13 protein-coding genes and 2 pseudogenes are annotated in these 20,712 nt (G+C 32.8%); 6 read left to right on the top strand and 9 right to left on the bottom strand.

From position 1 onward, the window contains the following. Positions 1-152: 152 nt before the first annotated feature. Both OOK85_RS02300 and OOK85_RS07790 read right to left on the bottom strand, forming a co-directional pair. Positions 153-821 carry a JAB domain-containing protein gene (locus tag OOK85_RS02300; RefSeq protein WP_264703784.1) on the bottom strand — a complete coding sequence of 223 codons (669 nt, stop codon included), beginning with the start codon at positions 819-821 and terminating at the stop codon, positions 153-155. A gap of 170 nt (positions 822-991) precedes the next feature. Next, positions 992-1,451 (bottom strand): annotated as a pseudogene (locus OOK85_RS07790) (helix-turn-helix domain-containing protein); the annotation flags it as partial. A 282-nt stretch (positions 1,452-1,733) separates the two neighbouring features. On the opposite strand from OOK85_RS07790, the gene OOK85_RS02290 reads away from it, so the two are divergent. Further along, positions 1,734-2,630, top strand: coding sequence for an Rpn family recombination-promoting nuclease/putative transposase (locus OOK85_RS02290; protein WP_264703780.1), 897 nt, complete (start codon positions 1,734-1,736; stop codon positions 2,628-2,630). Continuing rightward, positions 2,631-3,170: a pyrimidine dimer DNA glycosylase/endonuclease V gene (locus OOK85_RS02285; protein ID WP_010082266.1), complete on the top strand. Its 540-nt coding sequence runs from the start codon at positions 2,631-2,633 to the stop codon at positions 3,168-3,170. Positions 3,171-3,871: 701 nt separating this feature from the next. Here the strand turns inward: OOK85_RS02285 and OOK85_RS02280 are convergent. Genes OOK85_RS02280 through OOK85_RS02270 form a run of 3 tightly spaced genes read right to left on the bottom strand, consistent with a single transcriptional unit; the run spans position 3,872 to position 6,938 of the window. Beyond that, positions 3,872-5,752, bottom strand: coding sequence for a TomO hydrophobic C-terminal domain-containing protein (locus OOK85_RS02280; RefSeq protein ID WP_264703777.1), 1,881 nt, complete (start codon positions 5,750-5,752; stop codon positions 3,872-3,874). After that, positions 5,740-6,492, bottom strand: a complete 753-nt coding sequence (locus tag OOK85_RS02275) for an IS5 family transposase (RefSeq protein ID WP_264702164.1) — start codon at positions 6,490-6,492, stop codon at positions 5,740-5,742. Before OOK85_RS02275 ends, OOK85_RS02280 begins: the two co-directional genes overlap by 13 nt. A gap of 26 nt (positions 6,493-6,518) precedes the next feature. Next, positions 6,519-6,938: a hypothetical protein gene (locus OOK85_RS02270; RefSeq protein ID WP_264703352.1), complete on the bottom strand. Its 420-nt coding sequence runs from the start codon at positions 6,936-6,938 to the stop codon at positions 6,519-6,521. 64 nt (positions 6,939-7,002) lie between these two features. On the opposite strand from OOK85_RS02270, the gene OOK85_RS02265 reads away from it, so the two are divergent. Both OOK85_RS02265 and OOK85_RS02260 read left to right on the top strand, forming a co-directional pair. Continuing rightward, positions 7,003-7,953, top strand: coding sequence for an IS481 family transposase (locus tag OOK85_RS02265; RefSeq protein ID WP_264702189.1), 951 nt, complete (start codon positions 7,003-7,005; stop codon positions 7,951-7,953). Further along, positions 7,944-8,165, top strand: a pseudogene (locus OOK85_RS02260) (Rpn family recombination-promoting nuclease/putative transposase); the annotation flags it as partial. The gene OOK85_RS02265 and the pseudogene OOK85_RS02260, both read left to right, overlap by 10 nt. Here OOK85_RS02260 and OOK85_RS02255 read toward each other — a convergent pair. Both OOK85_RS02255 and OOK85_RS02250 read right to left on the bottom strand, forming a co-directional pair. Then, entirely contained in the window at positions 8,162-13,888 is a 5,727-nt protein-coding gene (locus OOK85_RS02255; RefSeq protein ID WP_264703775.1) for an OTU domain-containing protein, read from the bottom strand. The pseudogene OOK85_RS02260 and the gene OOK85_RS02255 overlap by 4 nt on opposite strands. 319 nt (positions 13,889-14,207) lie before the next feature. Then, positions 14,208-14,960 carry an IS5 family transposase gene (locus OOK85_RS02250; protein WP_264702604.1) on the bottom strand — a complete coding sequence of 251 codons (753 nt, stop codon included), beginning with the start codon at positions 14,958-14,960 and terminating at the stop codon, positions 14,208-14,210. 579 nt (positions 14,961-15,539) lie between these two features. Between OOK85_RS02250 and OOK85_RS02245 the strand changes: the two genes are divergently transcribed. Together OOK85_RS02245 and OOK85_RS02240 are read left to right on the top strand one after the other, a co-directional pair. Continuing rightward, positions 15,540-16,979, top strand: a complete 1,440-nt coding sequence (locus OOK85_RS02245) for a hypothetical protein (protein ID WP_264702618.1) — start codon at positions 15,540-15,542, stop codon at positions 16,977-16,979. Positions 16,980-17,133: 154 nt separating this feature from the next. After that, positions 17,134-19,092, top strand: coding sequence for an ankyrin repeat domain-containing protein (locus tag OOK85_RS02240; RefSeq protein WP_264702620.1), 1,959 nt, complete (start codon positions 17,134-17,136; stop codon positions 19,090-19,092). Between the two features lie 728 nt (positions 19,093-19,820). Here the strand turns inward: OOK85_RS02240 and OOK85_RS02235 are convergent. Continuing rightward, positions 19,821-19,949 carry a hypothetical protein gene (locus OOK85_RS02235; RefSeq protein ID WP_264703773.1) on the bottom strand — a complete coding sequence of 43 codons (129 nt, stop codon included), beginning with the start codon at positions 19,947-19,949 and terminating at the stop codon, positions 19,821-19,823. Then, a complete protein-coding gene (locus OOK85_RS02230; protein ID WP_264702164.1) occupies positions 19,937-20,689 on the bottom strand; it encodes an IS5 family transposase in 753 nt (250 codons plus the stop codon). Before OOK85_RS02230 ends, OOK85_RS02235 begins: the two co-directional genes overlap by 13 nt. Positions 20,690-20,712: the final 23 nt, after the last annotated feature.

Raw genomic sequence — 20,712 nt, 5'->3', positions numbered from 1 at the left:
TCTTGTATGCTTTACAACTTTTCTGATGTCTTTTTCCAAATCTCAGCTATAGAAATATGCTTTCCTTAAAGCACTTATATTCATATTTCGTATTGTTTGCCACTAGCAGTGGTAGCCAAACTTCCCAAACCTGAAAAATTTGGCATCCATCTTTATAACAGCTCTCTTTCCTTAAAGCTGCAATATCCTTTGTCTGTCATAATAATGTGATCCTCTAGTTCAATTCCCACCCCTTGACATGCTGACACTAATTCTCTAGTCATAACTTTATCATCTTCTGATGGTTCTAAACTCCCTCCTGGATGGTTGTGAGCTAATATTATCGATGCTGCCTCCATTGATAATGCCTTTTTTACCACTTTCCTTTCAGATAGGTGCACCTCATCTATTGTACCAAAATACACTTCGTCTCTTATCAAACGGTACTGTGTATCCAAATATATTATCTGGACAGCTTCTTTTGCTGAAAAGCCTATACTTACCCTTACATATTCTATGAGCTTTTCTTGGCTATCCATTACAGGGCCTCTCTTTAACCCTTCTCTTAGTGCCCTCTTGTAAGCTTCTTTAACACATTCAATTGCTGCGGCTGCATGTTCGGTCATTCCTTCTATCATTTTCAGATCATCGATTTCTCGTCCCAAAATTTCTCCTATTCCTGGGCAGTTATCCATTAGAGTTTTAGTAACATCTTGTGCTTGCTTTCTGTCATGAACTGCCCCTAGAAGCACTGACACTATTTCACGATCAAACAAAGCACTTCCTCCTCCACTTTGTAATACTCTCTCTATTTCTTCTGTAAGTTTTTCACTATTATTCATAAAATATACTCCTCGTTAATAACAAATTGTTTTTAATTATTTACTGCTGTTTTTTATCAGCATTGGCATAAAGCCATAGCTTCCGAGTGAAGTCAAATCAATTTTTCAATCTTTTTTACTTATTTTTTTATCAAGAAGTTAAGATGTTAATAGATACTGATTTTTTTATTTTAAATTTGTTGAATTTCGTCTAAAGAGATGCCTACTGTTTTTAAAATAATATTGATAGAAATTCCTTCCTTAACTAAATTCTTTGTAATTTTTATCTTTTCTACTCTATTCACTTTCTCTTTGCAAACTTGTATGCTTTCAAACAGAGATTTTATTAATACATGACTTGGCTTTTTGTATTATTCTATTAACTTTGATAGCTCTGCTTCACTATTCTCATTTTCTCTTGTTTCTGGAAGCAGATCTGTAATATTAATTCTTTACTATTTCATCTAATATTTTAAGTGAAACAGCAGCTCGTCCTTGTTCATATTCGTATATCCCTTGATTTGTTATCCCCCCGATTCTATTCGCTAAATCTTCCTGAGTGTATCCTCGTCTCAACCTCCACTCTTTTATTCTTTGACCTACTTTGTACGGAATAGGAATTTTTTTCTTATCATATTCACCAATAGATAATTTGTACTCGCATTTTTTTGGGAGCCTACACCAAAGTGTTTTTGAAACTTTTTATAGCTTGTTAATTCATTTGCTGGGGTTTTAAGATCCTTTATAAGGCAGTTATAAAAAGATGATAAAACTTACATCTAAAGCCTTAAATACAATTCTCAGATGATCTCTGATATTCTTTTTTTCTTTAACATACCCAAAAGTTTGAAAAATAAGGTTTAGCGATAAAAAGGTTGAACATTTCTTCACAATTGTGTATAATTATTAATGTTTTTTACGTACTCTTAAACTATGGCTCTTTCGAAGTTTCTCGATCCCAAGAATGATATATCGTTCAAGCGCATCTTTGGTACTGAAAAAAATAAAGATATCCTTATTCACTTTCTTAATGATATTCTCGGCTTTGCTGGAACAAATGCAATACAGGATATAGAGTTTTTAAGTACTATTCAAGATCCTGATATTGCTTCTAAAAAACAAAGCATTGTTGATGTTCTTTGTAGAGATAAAAATGGGCTGCAAGTGATAGTCGAAATGCAGGTCGCTAAAACTAAGGGCTTTGAAAAACGTGCTCAATACTATGCTGCTAAAGCCTATTCAAGACAGGCTGACAAAGGCGATCAATATCATGACCTTAAGGAAATTATCTTTATTGCTATAGCAGACTGTATTTTATTTCCTGATAAGTCTGAGTATAAGTCAAAGCATACCATTCGCGATGAAGATACTAATGAACATGATCTAAAAGATTTTTACTTTATATTTATTGAGTTGCCTAAATTTCCAAAAACCAAAGAAGATCAGCTTTCAAGTATTGTTGAGAAATGGGTCTACTTCTTTAAATATGCAGATGAGACTAGTGAAGAAGAGCTGGAAAAAATAATAGGTAGTGATCTAATAATTAAAAAGGCCTATGAAGAACTAAATAGGTTCAACTGGTCAGAAAAAGAATTTATTGCCTATGAACAGGAAATAAAACGTATTCTTGATGAACAGGCTGTCCTTGCTCAAAAACTTGATGATGCTACTGCAAAAGGCATCCTCATCGGACATGAAAAAGGCAGAAAAGAGAGGGAAATTGAAGTTGCAAAGAATCTACTTAAAGCAGGACTTTCTATTGATATCATAGCTCAAACTACTGGTCTTACAGCTAATGAAATTAAAGACTTAAGCTCTTTGGATGTTTAGATGAACATCTTTGTACTAGATGAAAACCCAGAGATTGCGGCAAAAATGTTATGTGATAAGCATATAGTAAAAATGCTATTAGAAACTGCTCAGTTACTGAGTAATGTTTTTTCAATAGCATTAAAAGTGCCAAATCCTTTAGTCAGCATCACAGACCAGAATATAGAAGTTCCATATAAACTTACTCACAAAAACCACCCTTGTTCTCTATGGGCTAGACAATCCAAAGGGAACTTTTTCTGGTTAATAAAATACGGAAGGGAGCTGTGCAAAGAGTATACTTGGCGATATAAAAGAAAACATAGATCAGAAGAAGTTATAGATTGGTGTGATAGTAATAAGAATTTGCTTGTTTTTCAATCAACCGATATAAAGCCTTTTGTACAGGCGTTACCAGATCAATATAAGTCTAGTCATTCAGTAAAAGCTTACAGAGAGTACTACCTAAAAGAAAAGATGAGGTTTGCTAAGTGGGAAAAGGGTAGAGAAGTACCGGATTGGTTGCTAAGCAGAATCGTACGTCTGAAAAGCCGCAAATAAAAAGAACGCCTTAATTAGTAGAGAGGAAGGTGCATAAAAACTAAAACATCTTCTCACTTTAACTCTTAATTAGATTTGAGGTAAATCATTAAAATCTCCACTCTTTTAACTGAGTCTGATAAAATTTAAAAACGGCAGTTTATTGAATACTTTACATGATTAAACCATAAAACTCTTCAATTTTACTGAATTGATGGTAATTTCAAGGTATTTGCTGCTCAAATTTAGATACATGCTAATTTCTCTATTATAAATACTTAAATTATAAACTATTTACTCTTTAATTTTGGTTATTAGTACTGCGATCCAGAGGTATTCCAACATCACTCACTTCAGAAGAGCAAAGTACTCTGATAATCTGGAATTTCAAAGTAAGGTCTCGATATTACTTCTTTTATAACCTAACGAAAATCTGAGTTCAGAACATAAAACCAGTCCCTTAATATAACTACTTTGCTGTTCCCTTACTATCATTTACAAAGAAGCCCTTATATTTTTCTACTAAATCTGGTCTTTTCTTCATCTATATCTCCTTCTACACCTAGAACTCTATTCGCCAATTCCCTATTCTCTAGAGAAATAAGTAATGCTCTATATCACCGTCAGAAATTAATCTGCCGCACCGAGAACTGATAGACCTTTTTATCTTTCCCATTATCTCTTTTCTTGGGGTGAGTAAAACAATATATTTTTCCACATAGTTATAAGCTGGGAACCATAAAAACAGCTTCATGATCAGCCATTTTAAAAGTTCGATCAAGTTCAATATTCCTAAGCGTTGTACTTGCCTTATATGAACAATAACATCCCAATGTAAGGAAAGTTAATGCAGTCAAAGCAAGTGAAATAGATATTCCTAAATGAGACATTGTTAAACTTGTGCCAACAGCAAATACTCCAGATAATATAAGAGAAGCAGAGGCATAAATTATTTGCTTTCTACTCTGAGCTCTTGCTTCTGAGAATTGAGATTTTACTGCTGAACTTTGTTCAGAGACTCGAGATAGGTTGCTAGTCCTTTTACTATAACCTTGTTTTACATTAACACCCACAGACTCAGTGGCAACTTTTGAATCCATCTCATCCTGGATTGATATATCAATATTTTCCGGCTGTTCATTAGCTAGAATAAGCTCATCATGCAAATTTTTTACAGAGCAAAAATGTGAGGGATCGATACTAAAGCTTTCTTCAATGCCTTCTAATCGTTTATTCTCTTCCTTTAATCGTTCTATATTTCCTCGTAATATACTATTTTCTAATAGCAATTCCTCACATTGTTTCCCTTTTGCATCTATCTCTTGTTCCAGCTTTACTAGTTTAATTTCATAGTCTTTACATAACTCAGCTTTTCCTTCCGGTATATCTGCATCCTCCACTTGTATACACGAATCTTCGGTTTCTCTTTTTGTCTTTTCCGCTCTTAACAAATACTCATAATCATCTTCTAACCCATTTATTTTTTGCATTAATCGTTGATTGTTCTCATTCAGCCCATTTATAACTTCCTGCATCTTTTCTTTTTTATTAAATAGCAATTCCTTTTCTTCTTTCGCTGTAGCAAGTTTTTCCTTAAGTTCATCATTTTCTGCTAGAAAATCTTTATTCTCTTTTTCAAGTTTATCTACTTTTTTCTCTAACTCTTGAACACTGTTATCTAAGGATTCATTCATCTTTTCCAATCCCTTCAATTTTTGTTCAAGATACATGCTTTTAGAATCACTTTGTGGTAATCTTGTACCAATATCTACGAGAATTTCTCCTACAAAATCCATAAACTTTTTGAAATGTCTCTCATGAACTATCACTTCTTCACTTAGTGTAGTATTACCCAGCTTTTCCACAATTTCTTGGATTTTTTTTAAACTATTGGATAATAGCTCCATTCGTTCAACAATTTTAGTTACTTCACTTACGTTCAATTCATCACTCAGATCTGCATTACTAGTATAATTCTCACCAGTGGTAACTAGGTTAGATGGATTGGCAGGTTTAATCGGGGTACTCGTATCAACAGAAGCTCCAAATGGCATAAACAGTGCACTTCGGCTGCTCTTAATCGATCTACCTAGTGAAGGTATATCACTATTATAAAGTGTTCTATCACCACTAGAGGCAACTTGCTCTTGTCTATAATTTGTAGAAGTTCCTGTTGGACTAGTACCATTTTTCTGATCTTCTCTACTGCTTTCATTCGTAAAGCGCTTCACTCCCATTACCCTCCTAACATTCTCTCCAAGTTCTTCTCTTTCGATTATAATACGAGATTCATTTTTTTCATAGTTAATTTTGTCATATAATTGTTCACATTCTTTGTAGGATAATATTGGTTGTAGCGTCTTCTTCTTTACTTCTTCATCGTAGAAAGCTCTCAGCTTATCATTTGATAATATTGCTATAGCCTCTCTTACATCAGGATGCAATTGAGAATACCCATTTCTGCATGAATTAACACGGTTCAGTAGAAAAATCTTAACAGAGTGTTGCTTGTATTCCATAAGTTCCTCTAATGTAATCCCCATAACTTCTTCTTTTGATTTTATGTACCCTAGGCTCTGTGGACAAAATTTTAGAGAAGCCATACAAGAGCTCCAACAAAATTGAGAAAACCCATAAAAACCTCAGCAGTTTTATCAAATCTGGAAAAAATGCGCCTAAAATTTTTAATTTTACCAAAAAAACACTCAATCAAATGACGTTCTTTGTAGATATGCTCATCGTAATACCTTTGCACTTTTCGATTCCGTTTTGGCGGAATAACTACTGTACATCCCTTGTCTTCAAGACTTGTAACAAAGGCATTGCTATCGTAGCCCTTGTCAGCTACTACAGTAGAGTTATAGATACTTTCGGTCAACACTTGTGCCTGCGTAATTTCATTTCTTTGACCAGGAGTCAGAGTAAATTTAAGTGGATTTCCAAGTGCATCGACAAGCGCATGTATTTTAGTTGTAAAGCCACCTTTGCTCCTCCCTAAAGCTTCTTGATCCTTGGAGTTTTTTGTATATCCAGATGAACATGGATGGCCTCGGATGATCGTACCGTCGATTATAGCAACTTCTAAATCAGGCTCTTGTTTAGTATATTCAAGCAATTTTTTCCAGACATCTCTTTCACACCATCTTTTAAATCGCTTATGTATACTCCTGTAATTACCATAAGTTTTTGGTAAAAGTCTCCATTGGCAACCACTTCGCACTATGTACCACACTGCCTCTATGAATATTCTTAAACGTTTTTCATCTTTGCTGTGCATTCCTTTTACGCTTTTTATGAACTCTAAAATTTGTTTCCAATTTTCCTCTTTGATGTAATATTGCATATGGTAGTTTCTCCATTTTTTACCTATTAGGCTAAACTACCATCTTTTTCTCTCTTTTCATATTTTTTGTCCACAGAGCCTAGAGCGTTTTCAAAGTCTTGTCTGTTAGAGGTGAGAGGTTGAGCTTTTTTTAACTTTTTAATCTTACTCCATTTTGGATTTATACCATTAACTTCAACAACTGGGGCAACACTTATAGAGTCAATCTCATTCAACACAATACCGCGATTATCTTGATCCTTCAGGAAAGCTTCTAGCTGTTTTTTAAATTCCAGTAAATTACTTAATTTACTTTCAGTAGTTTTAGACTTTGTGATTTGATCATTAACGTTCTTAGCTGCCTGGTTGTTCTTTTCATCAGTCATTATTTTCTTTTTTAATTTACCAAAGAGTTTGTCCCGTAGTTTTTTAAGTTCCTTATTATCATTACTAAATATATTGTTCATGTACAGTCCCAGAGTGTGATGGTATGATAAAATATGAGAAAAAAATACCATCAAAGGAGGAGTTATGGGACAAATATTACATGGGTGCGCCAAAACAACACAGACGATTCGTAGAGCAATACAAAATAGAAAAGAGAGCATAGCAAAACTCTCCAAGCATTATAACCTTAATCCAAAAACTATTATTAAGTGGAGAAAACGTTCATTTACGAAAGATGCTGATATGGGTCCAAAGCGTCCAAGATCGACTGTTTTAACGCTAGAAGAGGAAGCTATAATAGTTACATTTCGCAAGTATACACTACTGCCACTAGATGATTGCCTTTACGCTCTGCAGTCTACAATTCCGCATTTGACTCGCTCTAGCTTGCATCGTTGTTTACAAAGACACAACATTAGCAGATTACCAACTGTTGATGGAGAAGTTAAGTCAAAAAAGAAATTCAAACAATATCCTATCGGTTACTTTCATATTGATATTGCTGAAGTTAGAACTGAGGAGGGCAAATTACATTTGTTTGTTGCTATTGATAGGACATCCAAATTTACCTATGTTGAGTTGCGTAACAGTGCTACAAAACCCATAGCTGCTGAGTTCTTACGTAATTTGATTAGAATTTTACCGTATAAAATCCATACTATTTTGACAGATAACGGTATACAATTTACAAACCAGAAGCGTCATAAGTATGCTTTCCAACATATATTTGATAGAGTTTGCGAAGAGAATGTTATTGAACATCGTTTGACAAAAGTTAGCCATCCTTGGACGAATGGGCAAGTCGAGCGTATGAATAAAACTTTAAAGGATGCTACAGTTAAGAAGTATTACTATCAATCGCACCAGCAACTTAAAGAACACCTTTATAACTTTGTTATGGCTTATAATTATGCAAAGAGACTCAAAACTCTTAAGGGTCTTACTCCTTATGAATTTATATGTTATCAGTGGACACAGTCTCCAGAATTATTTATACTAAATCCACACCATCACACTCTGGGACCATACACCTAGGTCAAGAAAAAGGTAGACTAGAAGGTATCCAAATCGGTCATGAAAAAGGCAGAGCTGAAGGTAAGCAGGAAGGTAGGGAAGAGGGCAAAAAACAGGCTAAAATAGCTGTAATTAGAAACTTACTTAAAGCCGGCTTATCTGTTGACTTGATAGCCCAATCTATTGGACTTTCTAAAGCTGAAATTTTACAACTCAAGAAAGAAATAGCTTAAAAATTTGGTGATCTTGTTAATTGATTATCTATTGTTGTATCACTTAAATAAGTTTCAGGATTATCGTCTATTACGTCATCAGTTTCTTGCACGTTTTCGCTCCAGTTTACGGTACTCTTCCGGGTTTTTCTCTTAATTTTAGAATCACCTTGTTGTAAACTACCCAAGTTTTGTTCTTGCTCCGTTTTACCGGATGAATTACTCGATGCATTAGTTACTTTGTCTCCTTTACTAATATTCTGTTTATCTAAAAAAATAGGAGAAGCTTTTTTAACTTGTTCATGTAATATATCAGATATCTTATAACGACCATTTTTGATGAGATTGTTTAAATATTTTGTTTTGTTTCCCTCTTTATCAAAACAAAGGTCATGCAATCTTTCAAAAATAGAACAAACATCAATTCCTACTCCATGTAGTATTCTAGATAAATCTTTCGGCGTAAAAAGCTTTTTCTCGGCCAAGAAGTGATTTAAATAATTTTCTTCATTAAAACAAACTTTATGAAAGTTTCTTAAAACAAAAGTGGCATTATTTCCCGACATGGATAATATATTAGATAAATCACTTGGCGTAAAACCTGCCTTACGAAAGTTACCTAAAAGCTGTGTTTCGTTTCCTTTCTCATCAAAACAAACATCATGAAAATTTTTTAAAGTAGGGCAAATATTATCTCCTGCTCCATGTAATATCTTAGATAAGTTACTCAGCGTAAAACTTTCTTTCTTGCTTAAGAAACGATTTAAGTATCTTTTTGTGTCTCCTATAAAACAAAAATCATGAAACCTCTTCAGACTCTTTTCTAGATTATTCTTTGCTCCACTCAACATACTACATAAATTACCCGGCCTAAAACCTACCTTACAGAAATCATCTAAAAGTTTTGTTCTTTTTCCTTCATCATTAAAACAGACATTATGCAATCTTTTTAAGATAGAAGAAGCACGAGCTCCTGTTCCACATAATGCAGAGGATAAGTTACTTGGGCTAAAGCCTGCTTTATAGAAATCATCTAAAAGTTTTGTTCTTTTTCCTTCATCATTAAAACAGACATTATGCAATTTTTCAAAAGCATATCTAGCTCTAGTTCCTGCTTTACTTAAAATACCGGATAAGTTACTTGGCTTAAAGCTTTTTTCTCCACCTTTTTCCTCAATACAAAAGTGCTTTAAAAGCTGTTCTCTATTTCCTTGCTCATCAAAAAAAGTATCACATAGTTCTTTAAAAGCTTTAGAAGCATTAGCTCCTGCTCCATGCAAAATACTGGATATATTAGTTAGACTCATTCCGTCTTTTTCTAAAATTTTTAAATATTGAGTTTTATTTCCTTCTTCATCAAACCACAGATCATACAAACTTTTGAAAGCTGCTGCAGCATTAACTCCTGCTCCATTCAAAATACTAGACATATTAGTTAGGTTTATCCCTTTTTCTTCTAGAGTTTTTAAGTATTGAGTTTTATTTCCTTCTTCATCAAACCACAGACCATATAAGTCTTTGAAAGCTGTTACAGCATTAGTACCTACTCCATGCAAAATACTGGATATATTAGCTAGATTTATTCCCTCTTTTTCTAGGGTTTTTAAATATTGAGTTTTATTTCCTTCTTCACCAAACCATAGGTAATATAGATTTTTAAAAGCTGTTGCAGCATTAGCTCCTGCTCCGCCTAAAATATTGGACATATTAGTTAGACTTACTCCTTCTTTGTCTAGAGTTTTTAAACATTGAGTTTTATTTCCTTCTTCATCAAGCCAAAGGTCATATAAGTCTTTGAAAGCTGTTGCAATATTAGTTCCTGATCCACCTAAAATACTGGACATATTAGTTAGATCTATTCCTTTTTCTTCCAGAATTTTCAGATGTTGAGTTTTATTTCCTTTCACGTCAAACCATAGATTATATAAGTTTTTAAAAGCTGTTGCAGCATTAGTTCCTACTCCATGCAAGATATTGGACATATTAGTTAGACTTATTCCTTCTTCTTCTAGAGTTTTCAGATATTGAGTTTTATTCCCGTCTTCATCAAACCACAGATCATATAAGCCTTTAAATGCTTTTGTAGCATTAGCTCCTACTCCATGCAAAATACTGGACATATTAGTTAGACTTATTCCTTCTTCTTCTAGAGTTTTCAGATATTGAGTTTTATTCCCGTCTTCATCAAACCACAGATCATATAAGCCTTTAAATGCTTTTGTAGCATTAGCTCCTACTCCATGCAAAATACTGGACATATTAGTTAGATCTATTCCTTCCTCTTCTAGAGTTTTTAGATATTGAGTTTTATTCCCATCTTCATCAAACCACAGATCATATAAGCCTTTAAATGCTGTTGCAGCATTAGCCCCAGCCCCACTTAAAATACTGGACATATTAGTTAAATTTATTTTTTCTTCTCCTAGAGTTTTTAAATATTGAGTTTTATTCCCATCTTCATCAAACCACAGATCATACAAGCCTTTAAATGCTGTTGCAGCATTAGCCCCAGCCCCACTTAAAATACTGGACATATTAGTTAAATTTATTTTTTCTTCTCCTAGAGTTTTTAAATATTGAGTTTCATTCCCATCTTTATCAAACCATAGATCATGTAAGTCTTTAAATGCCGTAGAAGCTTTAGCTCTTGCTCCACTTAAAATACTAGACGTGCTAGCCAAATTTACTCCTTTTCTTTCTAGAGTTTTTAAATATTGAGTTTTATTTCCTTCTTCATCAAACCACAGATCATATAAGTCTTTAAACGCTGTGGGAGCTTTACCTCTTGCTCTATTCAAAATACTAGATATATTAGCTAGATTTATTCCCTCTTTTTCTAGGGTTTTTAAATATTGAGTTTTGTTTCCCTCTTTGTCAAACCATAGACCATATAAGCCTTTAAATGCTGTAGGAGCTTTACCTCTCGCTCCGCCTAAGATACTGGACACATTAGTTAAGCTTATTCCTTCTTTTTTCATGACTTTCAGATATTTTTTTCCTTCTCCTTTAATTAAAAAACTTAAGAACTGATTAAATGCAGGTGTTCCTTTTTTACCAACCAAACTTTTAGCAAATTTAATTTCTTCATCAATGTTTTTATTTTGAATTTTCTGATAACTAGATCTATTATTTTTTATATCTTCCAAAAGCTTTTCCATTATTCCTTTCGTAATAGGGTCAAATTCATGAGATTCTGACCAACGTAACGCTACTTCATGTAATTTCTCGTAATTATATGGAATATCAGACTTACCTATCTCATTTCTAATAACACTATTCAAATTTCCCCTATTAGGTTGGTTAACTGCAAGTATTAGTTTATCTAAAAATTTCTCTTTTATTTCTATTTCATTCTCATCAGAGAGTCTTCCTTTCTCTTCTTCTTTATGCAAAGAAGGTGGAAGCTTTAATAGACTTAAAAGTTTCTCTCTTGTTGTTCCTTCTTGCACAAATTGATAAAGACCATTCCCATTTATACACGAATAATTTCTTAAAATTTTATATCTTTTTTCTCGAATATCTATACTATCAAATTTTAAAGGATAAGAATCTTTAGATTGCCCTTTTTTTAATTTTTTTTCTTCTGTAAGGTCTAGATCTGCATCAGTATAGATAATAAAATATTTTATATCCTTATCATTTTCTAATTTTTCAATGAAAAGAGTAAAACATTTATTAATAGAAAACGTATTCTTTCTTTCCTGTCTTTTGGAGGGAAATAACTGATCATAACCAATATTACTATCTGCATTATGAGCTTTTACATAAGTAACTCTATCTTTATAATTAATAGTAATATTATTAGATGTATCACGGCTTTTTTCCTCAAAACTCATGGAAAGCATGTTTTTATTCAAGAACATTTCATGCAAGAAGAGTATTAATAAATTGAATTCATATATAACTCCAGATATATAATTCTTAAGTTTTTTATCCTTTTCTGGAGCTGTTAAATCACACAATATTCTTTCTTGTAATGCTATATAATCGTCTTGAACTTTACTATTTTTTTTTATTTCGTTTTTAACGATGTTGCTCAGTTCTTCTCTATTAGGCTGATTAACTGCAAGTACTAATTTATCCAAAAATGCTTCTTTTGTTTCTTTTTCAAACTCTTGAGAAAGTTTTCTCCCTTTTATTGCTTTTCGCATAGCAGGAGAAAATTCTAATTGTCCTAAAAGTTCTTCTCTTGTTGCCTCATCCTGCAAAAATTGATAAAAACCACTCCCTTGCGTATTATCATTTGTAAACAAAAAGTCTTTTAAAATGTCACATTCCTCTGTATTTATGCTATCAAATTTAAAAGGATAAAAATTTCTCAACTGTCCTTTTTTTAATTCCTTTTTTTCTGTAAGATCCAAGCCTGAATTAGTATAGACAATAAGATATTCTACATTATTTGATAAACTACCTGATTTAGAGATTAGATGTTTAACAAAACTACCAAAGTAACTATTAATAGAAGAACTTCGTCTTTCTTTAGTAAATAATTTAGCATAGCTAATATCATTATCTATACAATATTCGTCTACATTTTCAATTCGTATATGAATAGACTTCTTTTCGTAACGAAGAACAATATTACTAAACATATCAATTTCAGAATCTTCAAACGCTAATGACAATGAAGGATATTTATGTTCATACGTAGACTTTCTAAGTGAGCAAAGCACTGATAAGTCTAATCGATACATAAGCCCTATCAAATGATGAGGAATGTATTGCTTAGTTTGACAAGTATTATCTAATTCATTCTGTTTAGGTTCATCTTGTAAATCACTAGGGAATTCTGAATCTTCATTACTAGTAACATTGACATCCATGCGCACCCTTTTTGGTGCTTTATTATCTTTGTCTGTGACAGAACGTCCACGTTTTTTACTCGTTTTATGATTTTCCTTACTTGGACTTCTTGAGCAACCACTTTGTTTGTATGTGGGGTTTTCAATATCTTGTAATGGTGTAGAAATGTAAGATTGAGAAATATTGTTTGAATTTGAACCTACCACATTACCGTAAGCTTCCTCTCTAGAAACTTTTATGCTTCTCCTTATATCTTTTTCAATATTACTAAGAAGTGGTACAAAATGGTTCCTGTAATTCACTATGTAAATAATATTATTACCTGTACCTACCTTACCTTTAGTAACATATAATCCATCTATCTCTTTATCTCTCAATTCTATAGTCCTAACTTTCACGCCATACTTTTCGCATATCATTTTTCCTTCAATTTCAGGTCTTCCCCATATAGCGTTTTCCAACTTTAGAATTTTTATTTCTGAATCAGAGCTTGTATTTTCAATGTCTTCTGCAGTAAATTCAATACGCGGAATATATTCACAAAGTTTTTCACCTTCTCCTTTTAAAGCACTACCCAGCCATGAACCTTTTTTTGATTGACTAACTTGTTGTGCATATTGCTTACAATTTTCCCGCAAAGACTTTACACTAAATCCTTTACTACCTGCAATCAGACCTTTATCCTTTAGCTCGTTCAATCCTTGAGCTATGGAATCAAAGAAACAATCCCCTTCACCTATAGCAGCTCCTATCTTAAAGCCCTCAGGCAATTTCTTCCTTAGTGTCTCTAAAAGTTGATTAAGCTTCTTTTTTTCCTCTTCATTCTTTGCATTTTTTATCCCATTGAAAATGGAAATAGGTTCTCTAGTAACAAAATCTGACTTTTCTAGAGTGCTCTTACTATTAGGTGATTTACCGGACTCTTTATTCCCTGCTAACATATTGAATCGCTATACTAAACTATTTACATGATAGTTGAAAAAATCAACAAAGTAAAGTTATCTTTTTATGATTAATAACATTATTTCAATAGGTATATATTTCAATATTTTTTGTCATTAAATTAATAATATGGTCGCTTTTGTTTAATTAAAAATAATAACCGTGAGAACATTTTTCTTTGGGATGGCATGGTCTACCGCTAGATCCGTGCGAACTTTTTTATATGGTGATTTTATTATACGCTAAAATCATTCATATTGGCTCACTTTCGCTAAATCTACATACGAACTAATTTACCTAGGCTCTGTGGACAAAATTTTAGAGAAGCCATACAAGAGCTCCAACAAAATTGAGAAAACCCATAAAAACCTCAGCAGTTTTATCAAATCTGGAAAAAATGCGCCTAAAATTTTTAATTTTACCAAAAAAACACTCAATCAAATGACGTTCTTTGTAGATATGCTCATCGTAATACCTTTGCACTTTTCGATTCCGTTTTGGCGGAATAACTACTGTACATCCCTTGTCTTCAAGACTTGTAACAAAGGCATTGCTATCGTAGCCCTTGTCAGCTACTACAGTAGAGTTATAGATACTTTCGGTCAACACTTGTGCCTGCGTAATTTCATTTCTTTGACCAGGAGTCAGAGTAAATTTAAGTGGATTTCCAAGTGCATCGACAAGCGCATGTATTTTAGTTGTAAAGCCACCTTTGCTCCTCCCTAAAGCTTCTTGATCCTTGGAGTTTTTTGTATATCCAGATGAACATGGATGGGCTCGGATGATCGTACCGTCGATTATAGCAACTTCTAAATCAGGCTCTTGTTTAGTATATTCAAGCAATTTTTTCCAGACATCTCTTTCACACCATCTTTTAAATCGCTTATGTATATTCCTGTAATTACCATAAGTTTTTGGTAAAAGTCTCCATTGGCAACCACTTCGCACTATGTACCACACTGCCTCTATGAATATTCTTAAACGTTTTTCATCTTTGCTGTGCATTCCTTTTACGCTTTTTATGAACTCTAAAATTTGTTTCCAATTTTCCTCTTTGATGTAATATTGCATATGGTAGTTTCTCCATTTTTTACCTATTAGGCTAAACTACCATCTTTTTCTCTCTTTTCATATTTTTTGTCCACAGAGCCTAGCTTCGGTGCAAGAATTTTAAGCTTCTATTTTTATAACCCTATTTTTACGCAACTCGTTCTCAAAAATATACGACCTTTTTTGAAAGAGTAAACAATTGAATTCTTTATAACACTAACTAGCATGGTACTTTTACTAAAGTATTTTTTGAAAAAGTTAGTTGACTTATAAATAATTCTCTACTAATAGTGGCATATGTTTGTTTATTCTGCTGAAGTGGCTCCGCAGGTTACTGTATAAGCTTGAGCAGTTTTTGCACTTCTTATAAAGCATAATCCATCATATTCCTATATATTAAATATAGCTGGTGTTCTCAATTTTGTTGATCTATAGTAAAATTGGCTAAAACTTCCAGTAATAAACAACTTTTAACCTAGTAGTAGTACTCACCATAAAAACTTAACAAAAATATGAGTAGTAAAAATATTATGTTGAAATTAGCTTGACTAATATTATATATTGTACATAATATATTCTATATCTAGGCTAGGAGGTAGTATGGGTACAGAGTCAGTAAAATATGTTGTAGAATCTATCAGTGAACAAAAGCTAGGAGAGGAATTAAATACTGAGCCATGGCATTCAAAAATTGAGCGTAATAGCAATGAGGGAACAACGCCTGAAGATGACATAACAGATTTAGATGATTATAGTTTGTTTGTTCAAGGAATAAGTAATCGTTCGGAATGTTATGACCTTGATCAGAGACATGAAACTAGGGAGGCTGTTGACACATGTGTAAAACATACATTGTCGTATCAGAGTGAAACTGATGATAGTGATTTATATTGGAAAAATTACCCTATTAGTCCAAGAGACTCTGCTTTAATTAAGCTAGATCTACCACTGACTGAAAGTGAGAGAAGTCTAATTGATGAATTTTGTAAAGAGTTAAAAGATGTAGTAGCAAAAAATGATCAAGGTTATAGGGATAAGCATGAAAATTTTACAAACACTGCTTTAGAGCGTATAGAGTGCATAACAAATAAATATTTGCAAAAAGGGATAAGACTCAATTCAAAATATAACGATGATAAGTATACTATAACAAGTTTAATTTTTAAGGAAATAAGAAATATCCCTGATAGAATACGACAGCATAAGGGATTACCACCTTATGAGAGTTTATCAGACGATAGTGAGACTATAACAAGTTTAGTTTCTAAGGGAATAAGAGATATTCCTGCCTACGAGGGTGTATCAGATGACAAAAATATAGGTATTATACGCAATATCATGAGTAATTTACTATTAAAAGGTGGAAGAGTAAAATGCAGTTCCTTTTATGATGATAAGTTATTGTATGCAACTTATGGGTTCAGTTATGAGATTTTTGCAGAACGTGAAGAAATCGATAACAAGCTAAAAAGTGTAGCAGATGAAGGTATTATAAACAGTAGTGCCCAAGGCAAAGCTTTACACGTAGAAATGGATAATGGATATTTTTATGTAAAATATTCGCAAGATAGCACTGTTGAGGTTGCAAAAGTTATAAATAATCCAAAAGTGAAAGATTTAAGTTTTAGACATCATATATTTCATGTTGGAAAGAGTATAGTAAGAGTTGAAAATGTAGGAGGAAAAAGAAATTATACAGACGTTTTAGAAGGTGGCATTGAAATGTCTTTTACTACTGAAGTAGGAAAGATTAGTATTCATCTACGTTCTAGTGATAAAGACAACAATACAATTGAAGTAAAGATAAGTGACGATGATAAGAAGAAACTTGATCAATTAAAAGATAAGGAAGAAATAGGAGAAAATTGCTTACTTGGTGGATATTCAGTACATGATGCGATTAAACGAGGATATTTTGAAAAACATGAAACACTACGTCAATCTTCTGAAAAAATTACCTTATCTAATGAAAAGAAAAAAAATAGTTGGTGTGAGATAGTAACAAATTCAAAACAGACAACAAGCCGTACTGTAGGGTAAATGCTATACTGCTTGATTGTCTAAAGATCTTATATTGCTTACCATAAAAGCTTAACAAAAGCTTAATCATATGAGTAGTAAAAAGATTATGGTTATTGACTTAATGTTACATATCGCATACAATATATCATGTATCTTAGCTTAAGGGGTAAGTATGGGTGAGTCTACTGGGATGGTAAAATCTATCATCAATCTACTAAAGCCAAAATCCAAATCAGAACTATATGATATTGAATATGAATCCATTATAGAACATCTATCATCTAAAGAACATTTATTAAATGAGCTGATGAATGATATGTGGTACTCAGGGGATTTGCCATCAGTTAGAAATTATAATGAACCACCATCTTTAATGGATAGTAAACTTGAACTAAGCGAACAAATTTGTGTTTGGTTTGCTCTAGATCACGATCTTACGCCAAGTCAAAAAAATTTAAACAAAAAGTTACTTAGTGCTCTAAAATGTTTAGCTTCTAACTGTGGTTCATTTGATAATACTGATCCCCTTGAAGAATTTTTATATGACAATAAAAGTAATAAAGATTTAAAAGTAATTCTTAACCTAAAGAGAGGAGAATCTGAGTCAACAGTATTACATGCAATTGCAGGAGCAAAGATTGGTGGATTTCGTCGCACAGGAAATCAGGCTATAGATTTACTCTTAGAAGCAGGCGCAGATCCTAACATACAAGATAATAAAGGAAAAACACCATTATACCTTGCTGCTGCCAAAGGTCATTACGATAATGCAAACTCTCTTCTTTTGAAAGGAGCTAAACCTAATATAACAAGTAGAAAGGGCAAAACTCCACAACGAATAGCAACTAATAATCTCTGCTATGATATTGAAGAATTATTTTTAACTGATAAACAGAAAAAGATGAATAAGGAATTGTATGACTTACTTGTATGTGATTCAGACTGCACTAAAAATTTAAAGGAGTTTTTAAGTAAGCATAAAAGAGATTCAGACCTAAAAGTAGTGCTAAATATTCGGCAAGGAATGGGTGAATCAAAAGTGTTTTCGTATGTTGATCGTTTTGCTTGGGATAATGAAGATCTTGCTCAAGAGTTAAGAAAAGTATTTCTAGAAGCAGGAGCATTAGATTATGGTATAAATATTATTTATCGTCAGCAAAAGAAAGGACAGGCCAGTAAATTACTCGTTAATTTAACCTCAAATCAAAAGGAAAAGTTAAATGAGTTTTCTGATAAGGTGTTTCAGGCTCAAAACATGGCTGAACTTGAAGAGATTGTAAACGATGCTATAAAGTCTGGTGTACGATTAAACTATTCTTCTTCACAAGATTTCTTTTCAGGTAATGAGTACACTTTTACCGATTATGTGATGAAAAAAATCAGTGAATTAGAAAAAAATCCTAAAGTTGCTAGTAATATAATATGTCAATTAGTATCAAAAGGGGCAGTGTTTGGTAATACAGTTGATGCTAACACACTGACATCAAAATTTAAAGAGCATAAAACTAACCTAAAAAAAGCTTATAGAGATTATATTAGCAATTCTCATAAGTTTATTGAAATCGCAAAAAGTGCAACCAATAGCGAGCTAAAAGATGCAAGAGTAGACAACTCCGTTTTTTACTTAGAATATTCTAAAGATAGTAAAATAGACATTATAAAGATAACAGATGGGGCAAGGGATTTAGGTCTAACCGATGGAGATGTAAAGTGTGGAAGAAATATAGTAAAGATCGGTAGTAGTGAAGTAGAAATTCAAACCGAAGGTGGAATAAGGTATTACACAGATCTTACAGAAGGCAGCGATATAGTATTAACCTTCTATACTAGTTTGGGAAATGTAGACGTTAGGCTGTATCCTGACATACAGAATAAAAGCAAAATTATAGTAGAAGTGAGTAATAAAGAGGAAGTATTGGAAAAATTCGAAGGTCATAAAGAAGAATTAGGCGAGGATTGTGCACTTGGTAATTATTATGTCTACGATGCTATTGAACAGGGATATTTTGAAAGATCTGGTGGATTAATTCGTCCTGAAGTAATAAGCGAGTCTAACAACAAAAAGGTTTCATGGGCAGAACGTGAAGAATTAAGAAGGGTTTCTAATTCGAGGGAAGAAATTGCTAGGTAGAAGGTATTAAATATTAACTAAGATAATTAGCAATCTAAGAAACGAATTATCTTAAGCTCTACACAAATCACTCGCTCTTTTTTACAATTAATTTGGTTTATAGAACTACTCGTAGTAATCAAAATAAGATTTTTTCTTATAGTCAAGTTATAGTAAAATGAAATGCGATAAAGTTGCATTATTCTTTCTACAGCTAAATTTTTGCCTTAGCGTATTTATTATACAGGTAGTACAAAGCCATCGTTACACTTATATATCGTCAATAATCTATTAACAATTCCTATAGTATAATTAATTTTGAAGGCTTTAGTAAGGGGGAAGTATGACAGAAGCAAATCCAATAGTTACATTAAAGGCTAAAATTAAAGAATTTGGTTTTAATAAATTAAGAGCTAAAGATAATAAAAGCGCAAATTCTGGTGAGCAAGCATATAAAGACATTAATAGAATGGATTTCATCATTAACGGAGAGAATATAGATAGGGATTTTGTTGACCGATTATATAAAAAACATATTAGCTTGGTTAAAAATAATAAAGATGGAGAAAAGAATTATCGTTCATTTGCAAAAGAGGTTTTTAAGGAGATGTTTCAACATTCTAGAGCAGAAGCTCCAAATGATCATATTCTAGAAGAGTTAGCTACTAATTGCAATCAAGCAGGATATGAACATATATATGGACCATTTATGATGGAACTTTACGAGAAACATAAATTATTTATGAATGTCAATAGTGGTGTTGAGAGAAAAGTGTACATTGACTGCAAAAATCCAAATTCTGTAAAAGTTGAGTGTAAAATCCCCAAAGCACCTGTAAAGCTTCTAGGCTCTGTGGACAAAATTTTAGAGAAGCCATACAAGAGCTCCAACAAAATTGAGAAAACCCATAAAAACCTCAGCAGTTTTATCAAATCTGGAAAAAATGCGCCTAAAATTTTTAATTTTACCAAAAAAACACTCAATCAAATGACGTTCTTTGTAGATATGCTCATCGTAATACCTTTGCACTTTTCGATTCCGTTTTGGCGGAATAACTACTGTACATCCCTTGTCTTCAAGACTTGTAACAAAGGCATTGCTATCGTAGCCCTTGTCAGCTACTACAGTAGAGTTATAGATACTTTCGGTCAACACTTGTGCCTGCGTAATTTCATTTCTTTGACCAGGAGTCAGAGTAAATTTAAGTGGATTTCCAAGTGCATCGACAAGCGCATGTATTTTAGTTGTAAAGCCACCTTTGCTCCTCCCTAAAGCTTCTTGATCCTTGGAGTTTTTTGTATATCCAGATGAACATGGATGGCCTCGGATGATCGTACCGTCGATTATAGCAACTTCTAAATCAGGCTCTTGTTTAGTATATTCAAGCAATTTTTTCCAGACATCTCTTTCACACCATCTTTTAAATCGCTTATGTATACTCCTGTAATTACCATAAGTTTTTGGTAAAAGTCTCCATTGGCAACCACTTCGCACTATGTACCACACTGCCTCTATGAATATTCTTAAACGTTTTTCATCTTTGCTGTGCATTCCTTTTACGCTTTTTATGAACTCTAAAATTTGTTTCCAATTTTCCTCTTTGATGTAATATTGCATATGGTAGTTTCTCCATTTTTTAC

This window comes from Wolbachia endosymbiont (group A) of Volucella inflata, assembly GCF_947250665.1.
GTDB lineage: Bacteria > Pseudomonadota > Alphaproteobacteria > Rickettsiales > Anaplasmataceae > Wolbachia > Wolbachia pipientis.
This window is presented reverse-complemented; position numbering and strand designations above follow the sequence as displayed.